Here is a 20,692-nt window from a genome sequence, read left to right as displayed (position 1 = left end):
GCAGGTGCCAGAACGGAGGGGCCCCGCGCCGCGTCGCCGATCGCTCCGCCGCCCTGGATCCGCAACACCCGGCTCCACCGGGTCGCTCAAGCATGCACGGAGGACCAATGGCTCACGACACGCCATCTGGAGGATGCCGAACACGGCAACTGCCGCAGCTGCGTCTCGATCTCTCCGCGTTGGAGCACAACGTTCAGCTCATGGCCGCATGGTGCGGTGACAGGAGGGTCGAACTGGCTCCACACATCAAGACCACCATGACGCGGCCGATCGTCGAGCGGCAGATGACCGAAGGGGCGTGGGGCGTCACCGTCGCCACCGTGACGCAGGCGAGCACAGCTCTGGACTGGGCAGCACGGCGTTTGATCATCGCGAACCAGGTGGTCCACCGAGCCGACCTCGCCCTCATCCGACGGTGGCTGAACGAGATGCCGGAGCTGGAGATCTACTGCTTCGCCGACTCCCTGACCGGAGTGGACCTCGCCCGGGCAGCCATGGAAGGCGCCCCCAATCCCTTGCGAGTTCTTATTGACATCGGAACGGACGGAGGCCGCACGGGCGTGCGGGAGCCGGCCCAAGCCGTTGAACTTGCCGCAGCGGTCAAGGCGGCCCCCGGACTCCGCCTTGCCGGCGTCGCAGGCTATGAAGGAGTCAGGCCCAATCGCCGCGACGCTGAGACGCTGACGCAGGTCGACGAGCACTGCCGACAGGCGATCGCCGTGTACCGCCGTCTCCTCCCGCTGTATGAGATCACACAGCCCGTCTTCACCATGGGCGGCTCCGCTTTCCCCGACCGCGTCATCCATGCCCTTGCGGAACTCGCGCAGAACCCGAGTGGCCTGCCCATGGTGCCCGTTCTGCGATCCGGTTGTTACGTCACTCACGACCACGGCACATACGAGCACGTGTCACCCCTGCCGGGGTTGCGCGCAGCGCTGACGGTCCGCGCGGTCGTGCTGTCCACGCCAGAACCAGGGCGTGCCGTCGTCGGCGCCGGGAAACGCGAGCTGCCCCATGACGCCGGCCTGCCCGTGTTCCTGAGCGCACGGGACGCGGAAGGGGCGCGGCGAACGGCTGTCACGGCGACCGCCGCCCAGATGTACGACCACCACCTGATCTTGACCGAGGCACATGGGCTGAGCGTTGGCGACGAAGTCGACCTCGGCATTTCCCACCCGTGCTCCGCCTTCGACCGCTGGCCCGACATTGCTGTGGTCGACGAGCAGGGCCACACGCGTGAGGTGTGGCACCCGCAGTTCCACTGACCGGACGAACGGGCCTTGCTCCAAGGCCGGGTAGTCATCGTATTCGCGTTGGCGCAATCGACGAGCACGTCTGGCTTGTCCAGCAGCGATGCCTCTCCGAGCGGAGCCCGGCGTGATACAGGGTCCGGAGCATCGCATGATCCCTCGCGGCGGGCCCCTGCTTCCGGGCGGACCAGCCCGACGCCGAACGCGGCCTCGATCCCGCCGCGTCCGACCGCCTTGCGTCAAACAGAGCGTGCCGTGGTCGGCTCAGCCGGGCGGCAGGTGCAGCCGGCTCATCGAGCCGAAGTCCGGCGGGCTCAGCACCACCGAGCGCCCGTTCTGGATCTGCGACGTGATCAGGGGCTGCCCCAGCGTCGGATCCGAGGTGCCGTCCGGGAAGCTCAGCGGGGACTGTCCGCCGTCGGCGAAGCTGTAGATGCCGTTGAGCCCGCGGTGGACGTCCTCGCGCAGCGCCCGGCACGTCCCCGCGGGCACCGTCCCGCCGTTGCGGGCCCAGGCCCAGGCGAGCAACTGCACCTGGTCGAAGGCCGCGCTCGCCTGTGTGGGCCCCGGCTCGACGCCGTACCGCAGCAGGTAGTTGCGCTGGAACCGCGTCGCCGTCACCGAGTCCGTCCGCGACGTCGTCGAACTCCACACCGCGCCGTCGGCCAGCGGCCCCAGCAGGTTCCTGAAGCGGGGAAGCGACGCGGCGTAGACGTAGTGCACAAGGCCCGGGAAACCGGACTCGTGCAGCAGCCGGTGCAGCACCGCGATCTCGTCCGGAACGAAGTGCGCCACCAGTACCAGATCAGGAGACGCGCCCGTGATCCGCTCGACCACCCGCCCCCAGTCGACCCGGCGGACCGGGACCGTCGACCGCAGCGCCACCGACCAGCCGACCGACGCCAGTGACTCACCCAGGCCGCTGTCCGCGATGCGCGCGCTCGGGCTGTCCATCTCGACCACGGCGACCGTCCGGCTGCGCGGGGAGTACGGGCGGTGGTTCTCCAGCCCGCGGACGAACCGCACGAACGCCGACGCGTAGTACTTCTCCGACGGGCACGTCTGGAACACCATCCAGTAGCGCAGCGGATCCGACCGCACCAGCTCCGCGTGCCGCTCGAAGGTGTCGAGGTGCAGGAACGGCCTGCCGTAGTCGGCGGCCATCTCCAGCAGGAACGGGTTCTCCGCGCTCAAGTAGTTGCTGGTGACCGCGTCCACCTCGGCCGTGACCAGCCGGTTCATCGCCGTCCGCACGGCGTCGGGATCGTCGATGTCGCAGTCCTCCACGACATGCTCGACCCTGCGCCCGCCGATCCCGCCGGCCGCGTTGATCTCCTCCACCGCCAGCGCCGTCCCGCGCAGGTGCTCCCCACCGTCCTCGGCGGCGCTGCCGGAGAGCGACACCAGGCTCCCCAGCAGAATCGGCTTCCGGGCGGACGCCGGCGCCGGGGCCCACATGCGTTCGGGGTCCGTGCGGAACATCGTGGCGAACCTCTCGACCCCGACCACGGCCACCTGCGCCACGTCCTCGACCCCGCCCGGCATCGGCAGCGCCAGCAGATTGCTGTCCACCGCCAGTGCCGCCAGGCCCGCGCGGCTGCGCTGACCCAGCTTCTGCAGCAGTCGCTCCACCTGGGTCGAGACAGTGCGGGGCCGGGTGCCGAGCCGCTCCGCGGCCTCGGTGTTGGTCAGCCCGACCGCGACGAGCGTGAGCACGTCGATCTCGCGCCGGGTCAGGCCCCGTGCCGAGCGCACCTCACCCGTGCTCACCAGGGCGTGGTCCTGCTGGTCCCCCCGTGCCCGGTGCCGTTCCATCCGGACATCCAGCCAGAGCCCGTCGGCCCGGTAGACGAACTGCACCTCGGGCCGGTTGAGCAGCAGGAACCCCCTCGCGTACAGCACCAGCCGCTCGGGCGGCACCGCGCCGCGCAGGACCACGGTCCGGCCGAGGTGGTCGGCGGTGAACTCGCCGGGACCGGACGGGGCGGCACCCGACGGATCGTGCCCCCGCAGACCTTGGCCCGGCCTGCCGGGCACGGGGCTCGCAGTCATCGCCGGAGCATACGTCAAATGACGCATGTCGTTCCCGGCAGGTGGCGTGAAACTGCCGTCTCGGCGTCAGCAGCGTCGTCAGTCGCATCGAGCAGTCGCATCGAGGAGAGCGCCTATGTTCACCTGGCCCGAGGGGCACCGGTTCGGAGCCACGATCAGCTTCGACTTCGACGCCGAGGAGGTGTGGATCGGCGAGAACCCCCGGAACGCCGACCGCCCCGGAGTGCTGTCCCAGGGCGCGTACGGCCCCAGGGTGGCCGTGCCGCTCCTCCTGGAACTGCTCGACCGGCACTCGATCACCGCGACGTTCTTCTGCTGCGGCCGGGACGCCGAACGCCACCCCGAGTCGATCCGGGCGATCCTGGCCGCCGGGCACGAGATCGCACACCACGGACTCACCCACACCTCGCCGACGGAGCTGTCCGCCGCCGAGGAGCGCCGGGAGCTGCGCGAGGGGCTGGCGATCCTGCGCTCCACGGGCGCGACGGTGACGGGCTACCGCTCCCCGTCCTGGGACTTCAGCGCCAACACCCTGGACCTCCTGGTGGAGCACGGTTTCGAGTACAGCTCGAACCTGCTCGACCACATCGTTCCCTACCGGCACGCAGCCCACGACCTCGTCGAGGTGCCCGTCTCCTGGATCCTCGACGACGCCCCGCACTTCTGGTTCGCCAACGACACCTGGAACAAGACCATCCGCTCCCCGCGCGAGGTCCTCGACGTATGGCGTCCGGAGATCTCCGGTATCGCGGCACTGGGCGGCCACGTCATGCTCACGATGCACCCGATGATCATCGGACGCCCCTCGCGGCTGGCCATGCTCGACACGGTCCTGACCCAACTCGCCGAGGAAGGCGCCTGGTTCGGCACCGCCCATGAGACCGCCCGCCTCGCCCGCGCCTGACCATCCGCCGGCCGGCCCGAGCGACCACGCCGGCGAACCCGCGACCGAAGGAATCCCCATGCACGACACCCTCGCACCTGCCTTTCCGCGGATCCGTGTCCGCGGCACCGCGCGGGAGCGCGGCGTGCAGTACGGGGAACGGGCCCGGCCGCAGGTCCACTCCGCCCGGGACGGGTACGAGCGCTCCTTCGCCGAGCAGGGCCTGTCCTGGCCCGAGGCCGTCGCCTTCGCGCGGCGCCACCTTCCGGCGGTCACGACGGCGTACCCCGAGCTGGTCGAGGAGATGGCGGGCATCGCCGAGGGCGCCGGTCTGCCCTTCGAGGACATCTTCACGATCAACTGCCGTACGGAGATCCTTTGGTGGGCGCAGACGGACGGGCCCGCCCCGGCCGACGCGGCCCACGGGCCGGCCGAGGCCCCGGCCGGCCGGGGTCCCGGGGAGTGCACCTCCTTCGCGCTGGCTCCGCACCGCACCGCGGACGGCGTCACCCTGGTCGCGCAGAACTGGGACTGGCTGGTGCACGGCGTCGACTCCGTGGTGGTGCTGGAGGTGGAGCGCGAGGACGGTCCGAACTTCGTCACCCTCGTCGAGGCCGGACTCCTGGCGAAGACCACCCTCAACGCCCACGGGGTCGGCATCGCGCTCAACACCCTGATCAGCTCCCGTGACGACGGCTCGCCCGGCATCCCCTTCCATGTGCTGATCCGCGCGCTCGCCGACTGCCGGAACGTCCACGACGCGGTCGGGATCCTCGCGGAGCACCGACGGGCCTCCTCCGGCAACTACCTGGTCGGCGCGGCGGGCGGGGCCATTCTCGACATCGAGTGCCTGCCCGGCGGCCCCGAGGGGGTACTGCCGGTCGTGGCCGAGAACGGCGTGCTCACCCACACCAACCACTTCCTGTCCGCCCTCCCCGCGGGCCGCGGTCACGACCTGGCCGTGCGGGCGATGCCCGACAGCTATGTGCGGCTCGGCCGGATCCGCGACCTGGTCTCCGGCCCCGGCCCGGAGCCGGTGACGCTCGACGCCCTGGACGCGGCGCTGCGCGACCACACCGACGCACCGAGTTCCATCTGCTGCCACCCCGACGAACGCTCCGCCCCGGCGTCGCGGTGGACCACCGTCATGTCGGTGGTCATGGACCTCGAACAGCGTGCGCTCCACCTGAGCGAGGGCAACCCCTGCGCGACTCCCCGCCTGCGCGTCGACTACGCCGACCTCCTGCGCGACCCCACCGACCCCACGGTCCCGGTCCGGACCCGGCCCCAGTACGTGGCCCAGGCCTGACCCACACCGGTCCACCCGACCTCCGCACCGCTTTCCAGACCAGGAACCCATGACCATGACCTCACCGACCACCCCCGCCCCCACCTCCCACCAGGCCCAGGCCCCGGCCGCCGAGGGTCTGCGCAAGGTCCTCGGCCTACCCGCCGCCGTCATGTTCGGCCTGGCCTACATGATGCCGCTCGCGTCGTTCACCACCTACGGCGTCGTGAACACCATGACCGAGGGCCACGTCGTCACGTCGTACTGGATCACGCTCGTCGCGATGCTCTTCACGGCGGCCAGCTACGCGGCCATGGCCGGTGCGTACTCGGCCACCGGCGGCGCGTACACCTACACACGCCGGACCCTCGGCGGTCACGTCGGCTTCCTCGGCGGCTGGACCATCCTGCTCGACTACGTGCTGCTGCCGATGATGGCCTACCTGGTCATCGGCGTATATCTGCACCAGTCCTTCCCCGCCGTCCCGCAGGGCGTCTGGATCGCCGGGTCCATCGCGCTGGTGACCGTCCTGAACATGGTCGGGATCACCATGCTGTCCAAGGTCAGCTCGGCGATCGTGCTCGCCCAGACCGTCTTCCTGGTGCTGTTCGCGCTGCTCGCCGTGAGGACCGCCCGAGGCCAGGAGATCCCCTCCCTGTGGGACGCGCTGGCCGGCCGGGGCCCGGGCACCGCAACCGCCCTCGCCGGTGCCGCGATCCTCTGCTACTCCTTCCTCGGCTTCGACTCGGTGGCGTCCCTGGCCGAGGAGACCCGGAACGCGCGGCGCACCATCCCGCGCGCCATCCTGCTGGTGACACTCCTCGGCGGGCTGCTGTTCATCGCGGTCTCCCTGGTGTCCAGCCTGGCCGTCCCGCACTGGCAGAACTACACGAGCGTCGACGCCGCCTCCCTCGACGTCGTCCGCGCGGTCGGCGGCAAGCTCTTCGAGTCGTTCTTCACCGCGGCGTTCGTCGCGGGCTGCTTCGGCGCCGTGCTGGCCCAGCAGGCCACGGTGTCCCGCGTGCTGTTCTCGATGGGCCGCGACGGCGTGCTGCCGCGCAGGGTCTTCGGCCATCTGCACCCGGTGTGGCGCACCCCGGTGTGCGCCACCCTCGTGGTGAGCGCCATCGGCCTGGTGTCGCTCTTCGTGGACCTCACCCTCGCCTCCTCACTGATCAACTTCGGCGCGCTGACGGCCTTCTCCCTCGTCAACATCGCCACCGTCAAGCACTACGTCATCGACGGGAAGCGGCGCGGCGCCGGACCGATCCTCCGCTACCTGGTGGCTCCGGTGATCGGACTCGCCCTGAGCGTGTGGCTCTGGACGAGCCTCTCCGAACAGGCCTTTGTGATCGGCCTCTGCTGGCTGGGTGTCGGCCTCGTCCACCTGGTGGCGATGACGCGCGGATTCCGTGTCGCGCCCCCGGACCTCGACATGGCCGAGGCCTGACGAGGCCGAGCCGTGAGCAGCAGGCGGATGCCCCAACCGGCCGACTGACACTCGCAGTTGCGGCCGAAGGAGTGCCTGCCGCCGATCAGCCCCTGTCCGGGCCGGTCGGGTGACCAGGGCGGACTCGACGTCGAAGGACCCCGGCCTCACGGTCGGGGTCCTTGTTGCGTGTTCGTAGGTGATGGCGATGCCCAGGGCTTCGTGGAGTGGCCCGTTCCCGTCAACGTTGGCCGTGGTCCCCGATGGTGGCGTGCGCCCGCTCGGCGGAAGCGCTCAGGCCACCATCTTCAGTGCCCCCGCGTCGTACGCCACCCGTCCGCCGACGACCGTGGCCCCGACCGTCAGGCCGGCGATGCGGTCGGGGGTCACGCCGAGGAGGTCGTCGCTGAGGACCGCGAAGTCGGCGAGCATGCCACGGGCCAGGGTGCCCTTGATGTGCTCCTCGTGGACGGCGTGGGCCGAGCCGACCGTGTACGCGTGCAGCGCCTGACGTGCCGTGACCGCCTCGTGCGGGGCGATCGGAGCGCCCGACGCGGTGCGGCGGTTGACCATGTCGGCAATGCTGAGGAGCGGGTCGGAGGCGACCACGGGGGCGTCCGACGAGCCGGGCAGCACCACGCCCGCCTCCAGGAACGACCGCATGCGGTAGACGAGTTGACTGCGGACCGGACCGAGCGCCGTGAGGAGCCCGTCGCCGGTCTCGGACAGGAACCGGCCCTGCGGCACCGGGATCAGGCCCTGCTCGGCGAAGCGGGCGACCTGTGCGTCGCTGGTCACGGCAGCGTGCTCGACGCGGTGGCGGACATCGGCGCGCGGGTGCAGCCGCTGGGCCTCCTCGTACGCGTTGAGTACGACGTCGAGGGCGGCGTCCCCGATGGCGTGCGTGGCGATCTGCCAGCCGCAGCGGTGCGCCTCGACGATGTACCGGCGGATCTGCTCGGGCTCGTGCTGGAGCAGCCCGCTGTTGCCGGGCGCGTCGTGGTAGTCGCAGCACATCGCCGCCGACCGGCCGATGAGCGAGCCGTCCGACATCATCTTGGTCGGCCCGATCCGGAGCCACTCGTCGCCGAGCCCGGTGCGCAGGCCGAGGTCGAGGCCGTACCAGGTGGCGCCCGGCTCGAAGGCGCCGCAGTCGTGCAGCGCGGTGATGTACGGCATGACCGTCATCCGCACGCCGAGCAGGCCTCGTTCGCGTGCGCGGAGGTAGGCGTCCAGGTCGGCGGGCCCGTTGCCGATGCCGTCGATGGCACCGATGCCCGGCTCCGTCACGCTGGTCAGACCCACCTCGAGGGCGGCTCGCGCGCCGGTGGCGATGTGGGCGATCCACTCCTCGGCCGGCTCCGGGCGCAGTACCCGCTCGACCAGGCGCATCGCGGTCTCCTGGAGCAGTCCTTCGGCCCGTCCCTCCGCGTCGCGTACGACATGACCACCGGGCACGTCGGGCACGGCGGACAGGTCGGAGTGCCCGGCCCGCGCGAAGGCCGCCGTGTTGGCGACGGCCATGTGGTGGGAGGTGTGCACCAGCCAGACCGGACGGCCTCCGGCCGCCCTGTCGAGGGCCTCGGCGGTCGGGTGGGCACCGATCTTGTTCTGGTCGTAGCCCGCGCCGAGCACCCAGGCGCCTTCGGGCAGGTCCGCGGCCCGCTCGGCGACCGCGGCGTACAGCGCCTCCAGGCTGGGCACGGCCGCATACGAGAGGTCCAGCTCGCGCAGCCCCTTGCCGACGTAACTGAGGTGGTGGTGCGCGTCGTTGAAGCCGGGAACCGCGTGTGCGCCGCCGAGGTCGACGACCGTGTCGGCGGTGCAGCCCGCCAACTCCTCGTCGAGGGCCACGATCCGGCCGCCGAAGACGCCGAGCGAGGTGGCGGTGGGGCGGTCCGGGTCGAGGGTGGTGAAGCGTCCGTTGCGGAACACGGCGTCGAGGCGCACGGGGATCAACTCCTTGGGAGGGGGCAGGAGGTACGTCGGTGGGTCAGGCGGCCGTCGCCGCAGCGGCCTGCGGCCGCGGAGCCCGCCGGTCGGTGACCCGGGCGAGCACGGCGACGCAGACCGTGGTGAGCAGCAGCAGGACGGCGTAGAACGCGACCACGGGCCAGACGGAGCCGCCGCCCGACGTCAGCAGGGCCTGCGCCACCAGCGGGGTCGTGCCACCGATGAGCGTCGAACACAGCTGGTACGAGAGGGAGATGCCGGTGTAGCGGACACGGGACGGGAAGGCACGGGCGAGGAATCCGGCCAGGACGGCGTAGTACCCGGAGCCGCTGATCATGGCGAGCGCGATGCCGAGGAACACCAGGAGCGGCCGTGCCGTCTCGATCATGAGGAACATCGGGGCGGCGACGACGACATTGGCGAGCAGTGAGCACACCATGAACCGGGCCTCGCCGACCCGTTCGGAGATCAGCGCGGCGATCGGCTGCCACACGAACTGCACCACGGAGAGCCCGAGCAGGATGTAGAGCATCGTCTGCCGGTTCATGTGCAGTTCGTTGGTGGTCCAGGAGAGCACGAACGTGTTGGTGAAGTACGCGGCGGAGATGCCCATGATCGAGGCGCCGATGCCGAGCAGCACCACGCGCCAGCCGGTGCGCAGCACCTCGGCGACCGGGAGTTTCACCACGTCGCCGCGCTCCTTGACCCGTGCGAAGTCGTCCGACTCCTCGACCTTCAGCCGGATCAGGAGGCCCACGACGACGAGCAGCCCCGAGAGCAGGAACGGCACACGCCAGCCCCAGGACAGGAAGGCCGCGTCGTCCAGGGTGCCCGCGGCGAGGAAGACGAGGGTGGCCAGGATCGCGCCGGCCGGTGAGCCCTGCTGCACCATCATCGCGAAGAAGGAGGCCCGCCCCTTGGGCGCGCTCTCGGACGCCATGAGGACCGCGCCGCCCCATTCACCGCCCACCGCGATGCCCTGCACCGCGCGCAGGAGAGCGAGCAGGATGGGTGCCGCGACCCCTATCCGCGCGTGCGTGGGCAGCACGCCGACCAGGAAGGTGGCGACTCCCATCAGGAGGAGCGTGGTGACGAGGGTGCCCTTGCGGCCCATGCGGTCGCCGAAGTGGCCGAAAATGATCCCGCCGAGCGGCCGGGCGAGGAAGCCGACCCAGAAGGTGGCGAACGAGGCGAGCACACCCGCGGCGGGCGACACGTCGGGGAAGAACAGCTTGCCGAAGACCAGCGCGGAGGCCGTTCCATAGATGTAGAAGTCGTACCACTCGATGGTGGTGCCGACGAACGAGGCGAGACCCGCACGGCGGGCCTGGCTCGAAGTACGGGATCTCCCGACGGCGGGGGACGGGACGTTCATGGGGCCTCCGGCGGACGGGCCAGGCGGTGAACAGGACGTGCCTTCAGTTTGAATTCGGCCACTCATGCCGTCTAATACTTGATGGGTAAGATCCCCATGCCTCTGAGGCATGGGTGCCGCGAAGGCCCGGAGGTCATTCATGGAGCTGCGCGTGCTGCGCTACTTCCTCGCCGTCGCCGACTCCGACTCGGTCACCGCCGCGGCGCGCAAGGTGCATGTCGCCCAGCCGTCACTGTCGCGTCAACTGAGCGCACTGGAGAAGGACTTGGGCGTCTCGCTGTTCACGCGCCGCCCCGGTTCCCTGACGTTGAACGCCGCGGGCCGCCGCTTTCGGCCCATCGCCCAGGACCTGGTACGCCGTGCCGAGCAGGCCGCCGAGACGATGGCGGCCGCCGGGCAGGGCGAGGGCGCTGCCCTCACCGTGGTCGCCTCCCCCTCCACGGTGGCTTACATGCTGGCCCCGTTCATGGCCGGTGGTGCCACCGCGGGACCCACGCTGCGGGACGCCCTGCAGGAGGAACCCAGCAAGGTCTTCGACACGCTGATGCGCAGCGACGCCGACCTCGGCATCTCCACGACTCCGGCGCCGGCGCCACTGGAGTCGGCGTTCCTCGGCCGAACGCCGGTCGTCGCGCAGGTGCCCGCCGGTCACCCCTGGAGCGAGCGCACCACGATCACTCTCGCCGAGCTGGTCACCGAACCGCTCATTCTGATGACTCGCTCCAATGTGGCCCGCCTCGTCGTGGACGAGGCCATCAGCCGTGCGGGCCTCACGCCCGCCGGGGTGTCGGAGACCGGCTCCTCGGCCTTCGCGCAGGCGCTGGCCGCGGCGGGCCGAGGAGCGTGCCTGGTCACGGACGACGCCCGCTTCGGCCTCACGGAACTGGTCGTGCGGACCGCCGACGGGCCACTGACGGTCCCGCTGTATGCCGGGTGGGACGCCTCGCACTATGCCCGTACCGCGATTCACGCCCTGGTGGACGGCCTGCGCGACTACTGCGACGAACGCAGGCGGCGGTTCCCGGGGCTGTGAACGCGGTCAGCCGGTCAGCCGGTCGTCGCCTCGGCCGTCGGTGCGTCGGCTCGGGACGCGTGCAAGTGGGCGTACGCCCCCTGGGCCGCGAGGAGTTGGTCGTGGGTGCCCTGTTCCACTATGCGGCCGGAGTCCATGACGACGATGACGTCGGCGTCCCGGATGGTGGACAGGCGGTGCGCGATCACGAAGCTCGTCCGGCCCGCCCGCAGGGTGTTCATGGCCCGCTGGATCAGCAGCTCGGTGCGGGTGTCCACGGAGCTGGTCGCCTCGTCCAGGATGAGCACGGCGGGCCGGGCGAGGTACGCCCTCGCGACCGTGATCAGCTGCTTCTCCCCGGCGCTGACACCGCCGGACTCGTCGTCCAGGACCGTGTCGTACCCCTGCGACAGGGTGCGGATGAAGCGGTCGGCGCAGGTCGCGCGGGCTGCCTCGACGACGTCCGCGCGGGTCGCGCCCGGGGTCCCGTAGGCGATGTTCTCGGCGATGGTTCCCTTGAACAGCCAGGTGTCCTGGAGGACGAGGCCGAAGCGGGAGCGCAGGTCGTCCCGGTTCATCGCGGCGATGTCGGTGCCGTCCAGGAGGATGCGGCCCGAGTCGATCTCGTAGAAGCGCATCAGCAGGTTGGCGACCGTGGTCTTGCCGGCGCCGCTCCGGCCGACGATCGCCACCGTGCTGCCGGGTTCCACGGACAGCGACAGCCCCTCGATGAGCGGCACGTCGGGGGAGTAGCGGAACGACACGTCCTGGAACTCCACCCGGCCCTCGGTGCGTTCCAGAGCGAGCGGGCGGCGCGGTTCGGGATCCTGCTCCGGCGCGTCGAGCAGCGTGAACACCCGCTGCGCGGAGGCAACCCCGGACTGCAGGCGGCCCGCGACCGAGGCGATCTCCACGATCGGCTGGCTGAACTGCCGTGCGTACAGAATGAACGCCTGGACGTCGCCCAGCGTCAGCGAGCCGTCCACGACCTTCCAGGCACCGACGACGGCGACCGCGACATAGCCGAGGTTGGCGACGAACATCATCACGGGCTCGATCGCGCCGGACGCGAACTGGGCTCCGGCACCGGCCCGGTACACCGCCTCGTTGCGCTCGTCGAAGCGCCGCTCGGCCTCCGCCTGCCGGTCGAAGGCCTTCACCAGCGCGTGCCCGGCGCACATCTCCTCGACGTGCGCGGTCAGCTTGCCGCTCGCGGCCCACTGGGCGGCGTACCGCGGCTGGGCCCGCTTGGCGATCCAGGCGGCGAGCAGCCCCGACACCGGGACGCTCAGCAGCATCACCCCGGCCAGCGACGGCGAGATGATCAGCATCAGGGACAGCATGATGACCAGCGAGAACACGGAGCTGATCAGATCGGTCAGGGTCTGCTGGAGGGTCTGCTGGAGGTTGTCGACGTCGTCCGTGCTGCGGCTGAGCGTCTCGCCCGCCGGCTGCCGGTCGAAGTGGCGCAGCGGCAGCCGCGCCAGTTTCTCCTGCGCCCGGTGCCGCAGGTCGTGGATGAGCAGGCGGACCACCGATGCCACCAGCCAGTTCTGGACCAGCATGAACACCGACGCCGTCACGTACAGAACCAGCAGGATCAGCAGCAGCCTGCCGAGCGCCCCGAAGTCGACGCCCGGGGCCGGTCCGCCGTGCCCGAGCACGCCGTCGGCGATCAGGTCGGTGACGCGGCCCAGCAGCAGCGGGCCGAAGGCGTTGAGGAGGATGCCGACGACACCCGCCGCCAGGGCGAGGCCCACGGACCGGCGGTGCGGGCGCAGCAGACCGGCGAGCCGGCGGACCGGCCGGTCCGATTCGTGCGCCTCTTCTTCTGGCGCCTCTTCGCGCTCCTCAGGGACGTCCGGCGCCATGAGCGGTTTCCTCTCGGGTGCGCTGCGAGAGCGCGATCTCGCGGTAGGTGGGACTGTCGCGCAGCAGCGCGTCATGGGTGCCGGTGGCGGCGACGCCGCCCTGGTCCAGGACGACGATCCGGTCGGCGTCGCGTACGGAGGCCACGCGCTGCGCCACGGTGATCACGGTGGCGCCCGCCGTGTGGGGGACCAGGGCCTCCCGCAGCGCCGCCTCCGTGCTCTGGTCGAGCGCGGAGAAGGCGTCGTCGAAGAGATAGACGGCGGGGCGGCGCAGCAGCGCCCGTGCGATCGCCAGCCGCTGGCGCTGGCCGCCGGAGACGGTGGTGCCGCCCTGGGCGATCTCCGCGTCGAGGCCGCCGAGCCGGGCCACGAAGTCGTCCGCCTGGGCGACCCGCAGCACCTCCCACAGCTCCTCGTCGGTGGCGTCCGGCCGGCCGAAGCGCAGATTGGTCGCGACGGTCCCGGCGAACAGGTACGGCCGCTGCGGCACGTAGCCCACGGCGCCGGCCAGCACCGACGGGTCCAGTTCGCGTACATCCGTGCCGCCGATCCGCACCTCGCCCGCGGTCGCGTCGACCAGCCGCAGGATCAGGTGCAGCAGCGTGGTCTTGCCGGAGCCGGTGCTGCCGAGGACCGCGACCCGCTCACCGGGCTTCAGCGTCAGCGACAGGTCCCGCAGCACGGCGTTCTCGGCGCCCGGGTAGCGGAACTCGGCGTCCAGCAGCTCGACCTGCCCGGCGGGACCCGTCATGGGCCGCGGCGCGGTGGGCGGGACGACGTCGGTCTCCGCGTCCAGGACCTCCGTGATCCGCTCCGCGCACACCCGGGCCCGCGGCACGTTCAGGAACACGAAGGCGAGCATCACCACGGACATCAGGATGAGCGACAGATAGCTGAGGAAGGCGCTGAGCGAGCCGATCTGCATGCTGCCCGCGTCGATCCGCCGGGCCCCCACCCACAGCAGCGCCAGGGTGAAGAGGTTCATCAGCAGCAGAACCGACGGCAGCATCACCGCGATGAGCCGGCCCACCCCCAGGGACAGGCCGAAGAGCTTCTCGTTGGTGCGGGTGAAACGCTCGCTCTCGTAGGAGTCGCGGGCGAAGGAGCGCATCACGCGCACCCCGGTGATCCGCTCCCGCAGCAGCCGCCCCAGACGGTCCAGCGTCCGCTGAAGCCGGGCGTACAGCGCGGCCATACGGGCCAGCAGGAATCCGAAGCAGACGCCCACCACCAGCACCATCGGGACGAGGATCAGGGCCAGCGGCACGTCCTGGCGCAGCGCGAGGACCACACTGCCCAGGCACATCAGCGGGGCCGCGACGAAGATGCCGAGCCCGGACTGGGCGAGGTTCTGCACCTGCTGCACATCGTTCACCGAACGGGTCAGCAGGGACGGGGTGCCGAAGCGGCCGATCTCGCGGGCGGAGAAGTCCAGCACGCGGCGGAAGACCGCGGAGCGCAGGTCCCGCCCCAGGGCGGTGGAGGTGCGCGCGCCCAGGGCCGAGGCACCCAGCGCCGCGGCGATCTGCACCAGCGCCACCACCGCCATCGTCGCGCCGATGGCGCCGATGCGATCGCTGTCCTCGCGGACGACTCCCTCATCGATGAGCGCGGCGCCCAGCGTCGGCAGCAGCAGCGTGCCGAGGATCTGCACCAGATGCAGGGCGACCAGAGCGACGACGGAACCCGAGTAGGGGCGCAGTCGTGTGCGCATGAGTCTCAACAGCACGGAATGACACCCCGGTTGACGGCGGCCAGGAGCCGCCCGTTGGAACGGAGTCGGCCGGCACGCCGACCCGGTCATTGGATCCCGCAACGCACCCGGATTTCCCTAGTGTTCGCCCCGGCCGCATCGGCCCACCCGGGAATTCCCTAGTAAGTTCGAGAAGCGTTGACATTGACTTCCGCCGCTTGGGAACGTGCCGGTGTCTATCGTCCGGACAGCTTTCTCGAGGCCAGGTCGTCGACCGAGCGCAGCGTTTGGACGGTCTCTTTGCGGTTGAGATGGGAATGAAATGCCCAAGCGCGCACTGATCACCGGAATTACCGGCCAGGACGGGTCCTATCTGGCGGAGCACCTGCTGTCGCAGGGGTACCAGGTGTGGGGTCTCATCCGTGGCCAGGCCAACCCCCGCAAGTCCCGGGTGAGCCGGCTCGTTTCCGAACTGTCCTTCGTGGACGGCGACCTCATGGACCAGGCCAGCCTGGTCTCGGCGGTCGACAGAGTACAGCCGGACGAGGTGTACAACCTCGGCGCGATCTCGTTCGTGCCGATGTCCTGGCAGCAGGCCGAGCTGGTCACCGAGGTGAACGGCATGGGCGTGCTGCGCGTCCTCGAGGCCATCCGCATGGTGAGCGGACTGAGCATGTCCCGCACCGCGGGTCCCGAGGGCCAGATCCGCTTCTACCAGGCGTCCTCCTCGGAGATGTTCGGCAAGGTCGCCGAGACGCCGCAGCGGGAGACCACGCTCTTCCACCCGCGCAGCCCCTACGGCGCGGCCAAGGCGTACGGTCACTTCATCACCCGCAACTACCGCGAGTCGTTCGGTATGTACGCGGTCTCCGGCATGCTGTTCAACCACGAATCGCCCCGTCGTGGCCAGGAGTTCGTGACCCGCAAGATCTCTCTCGCGGTCGCCCGCATCAAGCTGGGGCTCCAGGACAAACTGGCCCTCGGCAACATGGACGCGGTCCGTGACTGGGGCTACGCGGGCGACTACGTCCGCGCCATGCACCTGATGCTCCAGCAGGACGCCGGCGACGACTACGTGATCGGCACCGGAGAGATGCACACCGTGCGCGACGCGGTCCGCTACGCCTTCGAGCACGTGGGCCTCGACTGGGAGGACCACGTCGTCATCGACCCCGACCTCGTGCGGCCCGCCGAGGTCGAGGTGCTGTGCGCCGACAGCTCCAAGGCGCAGGCCCAGCTGGGCTGGAAGCCGAGTGTCGATTTCCCGGAACTCATGCGAATGATGGTCGACGCCGACCTCGCGCTCGTTTCCCGGCAGAACGAACTCGACGACCTTCTGCTGGCGCACAGCTGGTAACGGGCGAAAGCCCCTCCAAGTTCTAGGGATTTCCTGCCGGGCCTCCCTCCAGACTCGCCTCATGGCTTCTCCTGCCGGGGAGAGCCATGTGGCGAGTCGGTGTTCTGCAGCACGGCGCAGAGATTTCGGCGATGCGTGTACGGCCGTCGGCCGTCGGGATGGGTTGAGATGGACAACGAACAGAAGCTCCGGGATTACCTCAAGCTGGCGACCGCCGATCTGCGACGCGCGCGGCGGCGTGTGAGCGAGCTGGAGTCGTCGGCCCAGGAACCGATCGCCATCGTCGGCATGACCTGTCGCTACCCCGGTGGCGTCAGCAGTCCCGAGGACCTGTGGCGGATGGTGGAGGCCGGCGAGAACGGCGTCACCCCGTTCCCCACCGACCGCGGCTGGGACATGGAGGCGCTCGCCTCCTCGCCGACCTCCCGCGGTGGATTCCTCCACGACGCGCCGGACTTCGACGCGGACTTCTTCGGCATCTCACCGCGCGAGGCGGTCGCCATGGACCCGCAGCAGCGGGTCGTCCTGGAGTCCGCCTGGGAGGCGTTCGAGCGCGCCGGCATCGACCCCACCTCCGTCAAGGGCAGCCGCACCGGCGTCTTCATCGGCGCCATGGCCCAGGACTACCGGGTCGGCCCCGCCGACGGCGCCGAGGGCTTCCAGCTCACCGGCAACACCGGCAGCGTGCTGTCCGGCCGCATCTCGTACACCTTCGGCACGGTCGGTCCCGCCGTCACCGTCGACACCGCCTGCTCCTCCTCCCTGGTCGCCCTCCACCTCGCCACCCAGGCGCTGCGCGCGGGCGAGTGCACCCTCGCCCTCGCGGGCGGCGTCACCGTCATGTCCGGCCCCGGCACCTTCATCGAGATGGGCCGCCAGGGCGGACTGTCCGCCGACGGCCGCTGCCGCTCCTTCGGCGACACCGCCGACGGCACCGGCTGGGCCGAGGGCGTCGGCATCCTCGTCCTGGAGCGCCTCTCCGACGCGATCCGTAACGGCCGCGAGATCCTCGCCGTCGTCCGCGGCACCGCCGTCAACCAGGACGGCGCCTCCAACGGTCTCACCGCCCCCAACGGCCCCTCGCAGCAGGCGGTCATCGAGCAGGCCCTCGTCAACGCCCGGCTCTCCGCGGGCGACATCGACGTCGTCGAGGCGCACGGCACCGGCACCACCCTCGGCGACCCGGTCGAGGCGCAGGCGCTGCTCGCCACCTACGGCCAGAACCGTGACGAGGACAAGCCGCTGCTGCTCGGCTCGGTGAAGTCCAACATCAGCCACACCCAGGCCGCCGCCGGTGTCGCCGGTGTCATCAAGATGGTCATGGCGATGCGGCACGGCGTGCTGCCCCGCACCCTCCTCGCCGACGAGCCCACCCGCCACGTCGACTGGTCCCAGGGCGCCGTCCGCGTCCTCACCGAGAACACCGAATGGCCCGCCACCGGCGCCCCCCGCCGCGCGGCCGTCTCCTCCTTCGGCATCAGCGGCACCAACGCCCACACCATCGTCGAGCAGGCCCCCGAGCCGGAGCCCGCCGACACCGAGGACGACACCCCGAGCACCCCGGCCGCCGTCACCGGCGTGGTGCCGGTACTGCTCTCCGGCCGAGGCCCCGAGGTGCTGCGCGCCCAGGCCGCCGCCCTGCTCACCACCCTCGGCACCGGCACCCCGCCCGCGCTGACGGACACCGCCTACTCGCTCGCCACCACCCGCACCGCCTTCGAGCACCGGGCCGTCCTGCTCGCCGCGAGCCTGCCCGGCCTCACCGAGCGGCTGACCGCGATCGCCGACGGCACCGACCCGGCGGCCCTGGCCGACACCGTCACCGGCACCGCCAGGACCGAGACCCGCCTCGCCGTCCTGTTCACCGGGCAGGGCGCCCAGCGCCTCGGCGCCGGCCGCGAACTCGCCGCCCGCTTCCCGGTGTTCGCCGCCGCCCTGGACGCCGCCCTCGACGCCTTCACCCCCCATCTGGAGGTGCCGCTGCGCGAGGTGCTGTGGGGCGAGGACGCCGCCCGCCTGGACCGCACCGAGTACGCGCAGCCCGCGCTGTTCGCCGTCGAGGTCGCGCTCTACCGGCTGCTGGAGTCCTTCGAGGTCAAGCCGGACCACCTGGCCGGCCACTCGGTGGGCGAGATCGCCGCCGCGCACGTCGCCGGAGTGCTCTCCCTCGACGACGCGGCCACCCTGGTCGCCGCCCGAGGCCGTCTCATGCAGGCGCTGCCCGAGGGCGGCGCGATGGTCGCCGTGCAGGCGAGCGAGGAGGAGGTCGCCCCGCTGCTCGCCGGCCACGAGGACCTGGTGTCCCTCGCCGCCGTCAACGGCCCCTCCGCCGTGGTCCTCTCCGGCGACGAGACCACCGTCACCGAGCTGGCGGCGCGCCTGGCCGCCGACGGACGCAGGACGAGCCGGCTGCGTGTCTCGCACGCCTTCCACTCGCCGCTCATGGCACCGATGCTCGACGAGTTCCGCGGCGTCGTCGAAGGCCTCACGCTGCACAGCCCGCTGCTGCCCGTCGTCTCCAACGTCACCGGTGAGCCGGCCACCGTCGCCCAGCTCACCTCACCCGACTACTGGGTCGACCACGTCCGCCACGCCGTCCGCTTCGCCGACGGCATCGACTGGCTCGCCCGGCACGACGTCACCGCCTTCCTCGAACTCGGCCCCGACAGCGTCCTGTCCGCCATGGCACAGAACTGCCTGGACGCCGCCGGCTCCGACGCCCTCACCGTGCCCGCGCTGCGCGAGGGCCGCCCCGAGGACCACACCTTCACCGCCGCGCTCGCCGCGCTGCACACCCACGGCACCACGCTGCGCTGGGACGCCTGCTTCACCGGCACCGGAGTCCGCCGCACCGACCTGCCGACGTACACCTTCCAGCGCCGCCGCTACTGGCCGCGCGCCGTCCAGGGCGGCGCCGCCGACCTGCGCTCCGTCGGACTCGGCGCCGCCCACCACCCGCTGCTGTCCGCCGCGGTCTCCCTCGCCGACTCCGAGGGCGCCCTGCTGACCGGCCGGATCTCCCTGCTCAGCCACCCGTGGCTCGCCGACCACACCGTCCGCGGCACCACCCTGCTGCCCGGCACCGCCTTCCTGGAACTGGCCGTCCGCGCCGGCGACGAGGTCGGCTGCGACCGCGTCGACGAACTGACCCTGGCGGCGCCCCTCGTCCTGCCCGAGCAGGGCGGCGTCCAGGTGCAGCTGTGGATCGGCAACCCGGACGAGTCCGGCCGCCGCAGCCTCACCGTCTACGGCCGCCCCGACGCCGACGAGGACGCCCCCTGGACGTCCCACGCCACCGGTGTGCTCTCCCCCTCCCGCGCCGCCACCGACTTCGACGCCACCGTCTGGCCCCCGGCGGACGCCGAGGCCCTCCCCGTGGACGGCCTCTACGAGCGGCTCGCCGACGGCGGCTTCGGCTACGGCCCGCTCTTCCAGGGCCTGCGGGCCGCCTGGCGCCGCGGCGACGAGGTGTTCGCCGAGGTCGTCCTGCCCGAGTCCGGCCACACCGACGCCCAGTCCTTCGGCCTGCACCCCGCACTCCTCGACTCCGCCCTGCACGCGGCGTCGTTCGTCGACCTCGACGAGCGCGCCGCCGGCGGACTGCCCTTCTCCTGGGAGGGCGTGAGCCTGCACGCGAGCGGCGCCACCACCCTGCGGGTGCGGCTCGCCCCGGCGGCCGGTGACGCCGTCACGATCGCCGTCGCCGACGACGCCGGACAGCTCGTCCTGTCCGCCGACTCGCTGATCCTGCGCGCGGTCGCGGCCCGTGAGATCGACGCCGCCGCCGCGCTGGTCCGCGACGCCCTGTTCCGCCTCGACTGGGTGACCGTGACGGCGGCCGCCGCCTCCGGCACCGCGGTACTGGTCGGTGAGGACCCCTTCGGCCTGCGCGCCCTGCCCCAGTTCGGCGACCTCGCCGTCCACCCGGATCTCGCGGCCCTCGCCGCCGCCGACGGCGCCGTCCCGGACACCGTTCTGCTGCCGCTCACCGGCACCGGCCCGGACGCCGACCCGGTCACCGCCGCACACCGCGCCGCAGCCGACGCCCTCGCCGCCGTACAGACCTGGCTCGAGCAGGACGAGCGGTTCGCCGCCTCCCGGCTCGCCCTGGTCACCCGGGGCGCGACCACCGGCCACGACCCGGCCGCCGCCGCGGTCTGGGGCCTGGTGCGCTCCGCGCAGTCCGAGAACCCCGGCCGGTTCCTCCTCGTCGACCTCGACGCCGAGCAGGACACCCCCGCCCTCCCGGCCGCCGCGCTCACCTCCGAGGAGCCGCAGCTCGCCGTGCGCGGCGACGAACTCCGTGCCGCCCGTCTGGTCCGTCGTCCCGCTCCCACCGCCGAGGCCGTTCCGGCGTTCGGTGGGGAGGGTGTGGTGCTGGTGACGGGTGGTACCGGTGGTCTGGGTGCGGTGCTGGCGCGTCATCTGGTGGCTGGGTACGGGGTGCGTGAGCTGGTTCTGGTCAGTCGTCGTGGTGGTGAGGCCGCGGGTGCGGCCGAGCTGGTGGCGGAGTTGGCGGAGTCGGGTGC

Annotated in this window: 12 protein-coding genes; 7 read left to right on the top strand and 5 right to left on the bottom strand. The window is 71.5% G+C overall.

Annotated elements, in window-relative coordinates; all coding sequences use genetic code 11:
- Window positions 1-107 precede the first annotated feature (107 nt).
- Window positions 108-1,265: an alanine racemase gene (locus ACFY3J_RS28560; RefSeq protein WP_384186184.1), complete on the top strand. Its 1,158-nt coding sequence runs from the start codon at window positions 108-110 to the stop codon at window positions 1,263-1,265.
- A 249-nt stretch (window positions 1,266-1,514) separates the two neighbouring features.
- Here ACFY3J_RS28560 and ACFY3J_RS28555 read toward each other — a convergent pair whose 3' ends face one another.
- Complete coding sequence (locus ACFY3J_RS28555; RefSeq protein ID WP_384186187.1) at window positions 1,515-3,302, bottom strand: ABC transporter substrate-binding protein; 1,788 nt, start codon at window positions 3,300-3,302, stop codon at window positions 1,515-1,517.
- Window positions 3,303-3,417: 115 nt separating this feature from the next.
- Between ACFY3J_RS28555 and ACFY3J_RS28550 the strand changes: the two genes are divergently transcribed.
- Genes ACFY3J_RS28550 through ACFY3J_RS28540 form a run of 3 tightly spaced genes read left to right on the top strand, consistent with a single transcriptional unit; the run spans window position 3,418 to window position 6,923 of the window.
- Window positions 3,418-4,206 carry a polysaccharide deacetylase gene (locus ACFY3J_RS28550; RefSeq protein ID WP_384186190.1) on the top strand — a complete coding sequence of 263 codons (789 nt, stop codon included), beginning with the start codon at window positions 3,418-3,420 and terminating at the stop codon, window positions 4,204-4,206.
- A gap of 58 nt (window positions 4,207-4,264) precedes the next feature.
- Window positions 4,265-5,494: a C45 family autoproteolytic acyltransferase/hydolase gene (locus tag ACFY3J_RS28545; protein ID WP_390842020.1), complete on the top strand. Its 1,230-nt coding sequence runs from the start codon at window positions 4,265-4,267 to the stop codon at window positions 5,492-5,494.
- Between the two features lie 55 nt (window positions 5,495-5,549).
- Window positions 5,550-6,923, top strand: a complete 1,374-nt coding sequence (locus ACFY3J_RS28540; RefSeq protein ID WP_384186196.1) for an APC family permease — start codon at window positions 5,550-5,552, stop codon at window positions 6,921-6,923.
- Between the two features lie 273 nt (window positions 6,924-7,196).
- Here ACFY3J_RS28540 and ACFY3J_RS28535 read toward each other — a convergent pair whose 3' ends face one another.
- On the bottom strand, window positions 7,197-8,852 hold the full coding sequence (locus ACFY3J_RS28535) for an amidohydrolase (RefSeq protein WP_390842019.1): 1,656 nt from the start codon (window positions 8,850-8,852) through the stop codon (window positions 7,197-7,199).
- A gap of 43 nt (window positions 8,853-8,895) precedes the next feature.
- Window positions 8,896-10,230 carry an MFS transporter gene (locus ACFY3J_RS28530; RefSeq protein ID WP_384186201.1) on the bottom strand — a complete coding sequence of 445 codons (1,335 nt, stop codon included), beginning with the start codon at window positions 10,228-10,230 and terminating at the stop codon, window positions 8,896-8,898.
- Between the two features lie 139 nt (window positions 10,231-10,369).
- Here ACFY3J_RS28530 and ACFY3J_RS28525 point away from each other — a divergent pair, with 139 nt between their 5' ends.
- Window positions 10,370-11,263: a LysR substrate-binding domain-containing protein gene (locus tag ACFY3J_RS28525; RefSeq protein ID WP_384186204.1), complete on the top strand. Its 894-nt coding sequence runs from the start codon at window positions 10,370-10,372 to the stop codon at window positions 11,261-11,263.
- Between the two features lie 14 nt (window positions 11,264-11,277).
- On the opposite strand, the gene ACFY3J_RS28520 is transcribed toward ACFY3J_RS28525, so the two are convergent.
- Together ACFY3J_RS28520 and ACFY3J_RS28515 are read right to left on the bottom strand one after the other, a co-directional pair.
- Window positions 11,278-13,113: an ABC transporter ATP-binding protein gene (locus tag ACFY3J_RS28520; protein WP_390842018.1), complete on the bottom strand. Its 1,836-nt coding sequence runs from the start codon at window positions 13,111-13,113 to the stop codon at window positions 11,278-11,280.
- Window positions 13,094-14,842, bottom strand: coding sequence for an ABC transporter ATP-binding protein (locus tag ACFY3J_RS28515; protein ID WP_390842017.1), 1,749 nt, complete (start codon window positions 14,840-14,842; stop codon window positions 13,094-13,096). Before ACFY3J_RS28515 ends, ACFY3J_RS28520 begins: the two co-directional genes overlap by 20 nt.
- Before the next feature lie 286 nt (window positions 14,843-15,128).
- Between ACFY3J_RS28515 and ACFY3J_RS28510 the strand changes: the two genes are divergently transcribed.
- Both ACFY3J_RS28510 and ACFY3J_RS28505 read left to right on the top strand, forming a co-directional pair.
- Entirely contained in the window at window positions 15,129-16,163 is a 1,035-nt protein-coding gene (locus ACFY3J_RS28510; RefSeq protein ID WP_141356607.1) for a GDP-mannose 4,6-dehydratase, read from the top strand.
- 168 nt (window positions 16,164-16,331) lie between these two features.
- Window positions 16,332-20,692: beta-ketoacyl synthase N-terminal-like domain-containing protein (locus tag ACFY3J_RS28505; protein WP_390842016.1), on the top strand; the 4,361-nt coding region annotated here is incomplete at its 3' end.

It is taken from the genome of Streptomyces sp. NPDC001231 (assembly GCF_042896885.1).
Taxonomy (GTDB): domain Bacteria; phylum Actinomycetota; class Actinomycetes; order Streptomycetales; family Streptomycetaceae; genus Streptomyces.
The sequence above is the reverse complement of the archived record's forward strand: the minus strand, read 5'-3'. Positions and strand labels throughout refer to the sequence as shown.

What these genes read in the sequence shown, in the direction of transcription:
- ACFY3J_RS28525 (WP_384186204.1), top strand. Translation starts at nt 10,370, where the DNA reads ATGGAGCTGCGCGTGCTGCGCTACTTCCTCGCCGTCGCCGACTCCGAC.
- ACFY3J_RS28550 (WP_384186190.1), top strand. Translation starts at nt 3,418, where the DNA reads ATGTTCACCTGGCCCGAGGGGCACCGGTTCGGAGCCACGATCAGCTTC.
- ACFY3J_RS28545 (WP_390842020.1), top strand. Translation starts at nt 4,265, where the DNA reads ATGCACGACACCCTCGCACCTGCCTTTCCGCGGATCCGTGTCCGCGGC.
- ACFY3J_RS28555 (WP_384186187.1), bottom strand. Translation starts at nt 3,302, where the DNA reads ATGACTGCGAGCCCCGTGCCCGGCAGGCCGGGCCAAGGTCTGCGGGGG.
- ACFY3J_RS28560 (WP_384186184.1), top strand. Translation starts at nt 108, where the DNA reads ATGGCTCACGACACGCCATCTGGAGGATGCCGAACACGGCAACTGCCG.
- ACFY3J_RS28530 (WP_384186201.1), bottom strand. Translation starts at nt 10,230, where the DNA reads ATGAACGTCCCGTCCCCCGCCGTCGGGAGATCCCGTACTTCGAGCCAG.
- ACFY3J_RS28520 (WP_390842018.1), bottom strand. Translation starts at nt 13,113, where the DNA reads ATGGCGCCGGACGTCCCTGAGGAGCGCGAAGAGGCGCCAGAAGAAGAG.
- ACFY3J_RS28540 (WP_384186196.1), top strand. Translation starts at nt 5,550, where the DNA reads ATGACCTCACCGACCACCCCCGCCCCCACCTCCCACCAGGCCCAGGCC.
- ACFY3J_RS28510 (WP_141356607.1), top strand. Translation starts at nt 15,129, where the DNA reads ATGCCCAAGCGCGCACTGATCACCGGAATTACCGGCCAGGACGGGTCC.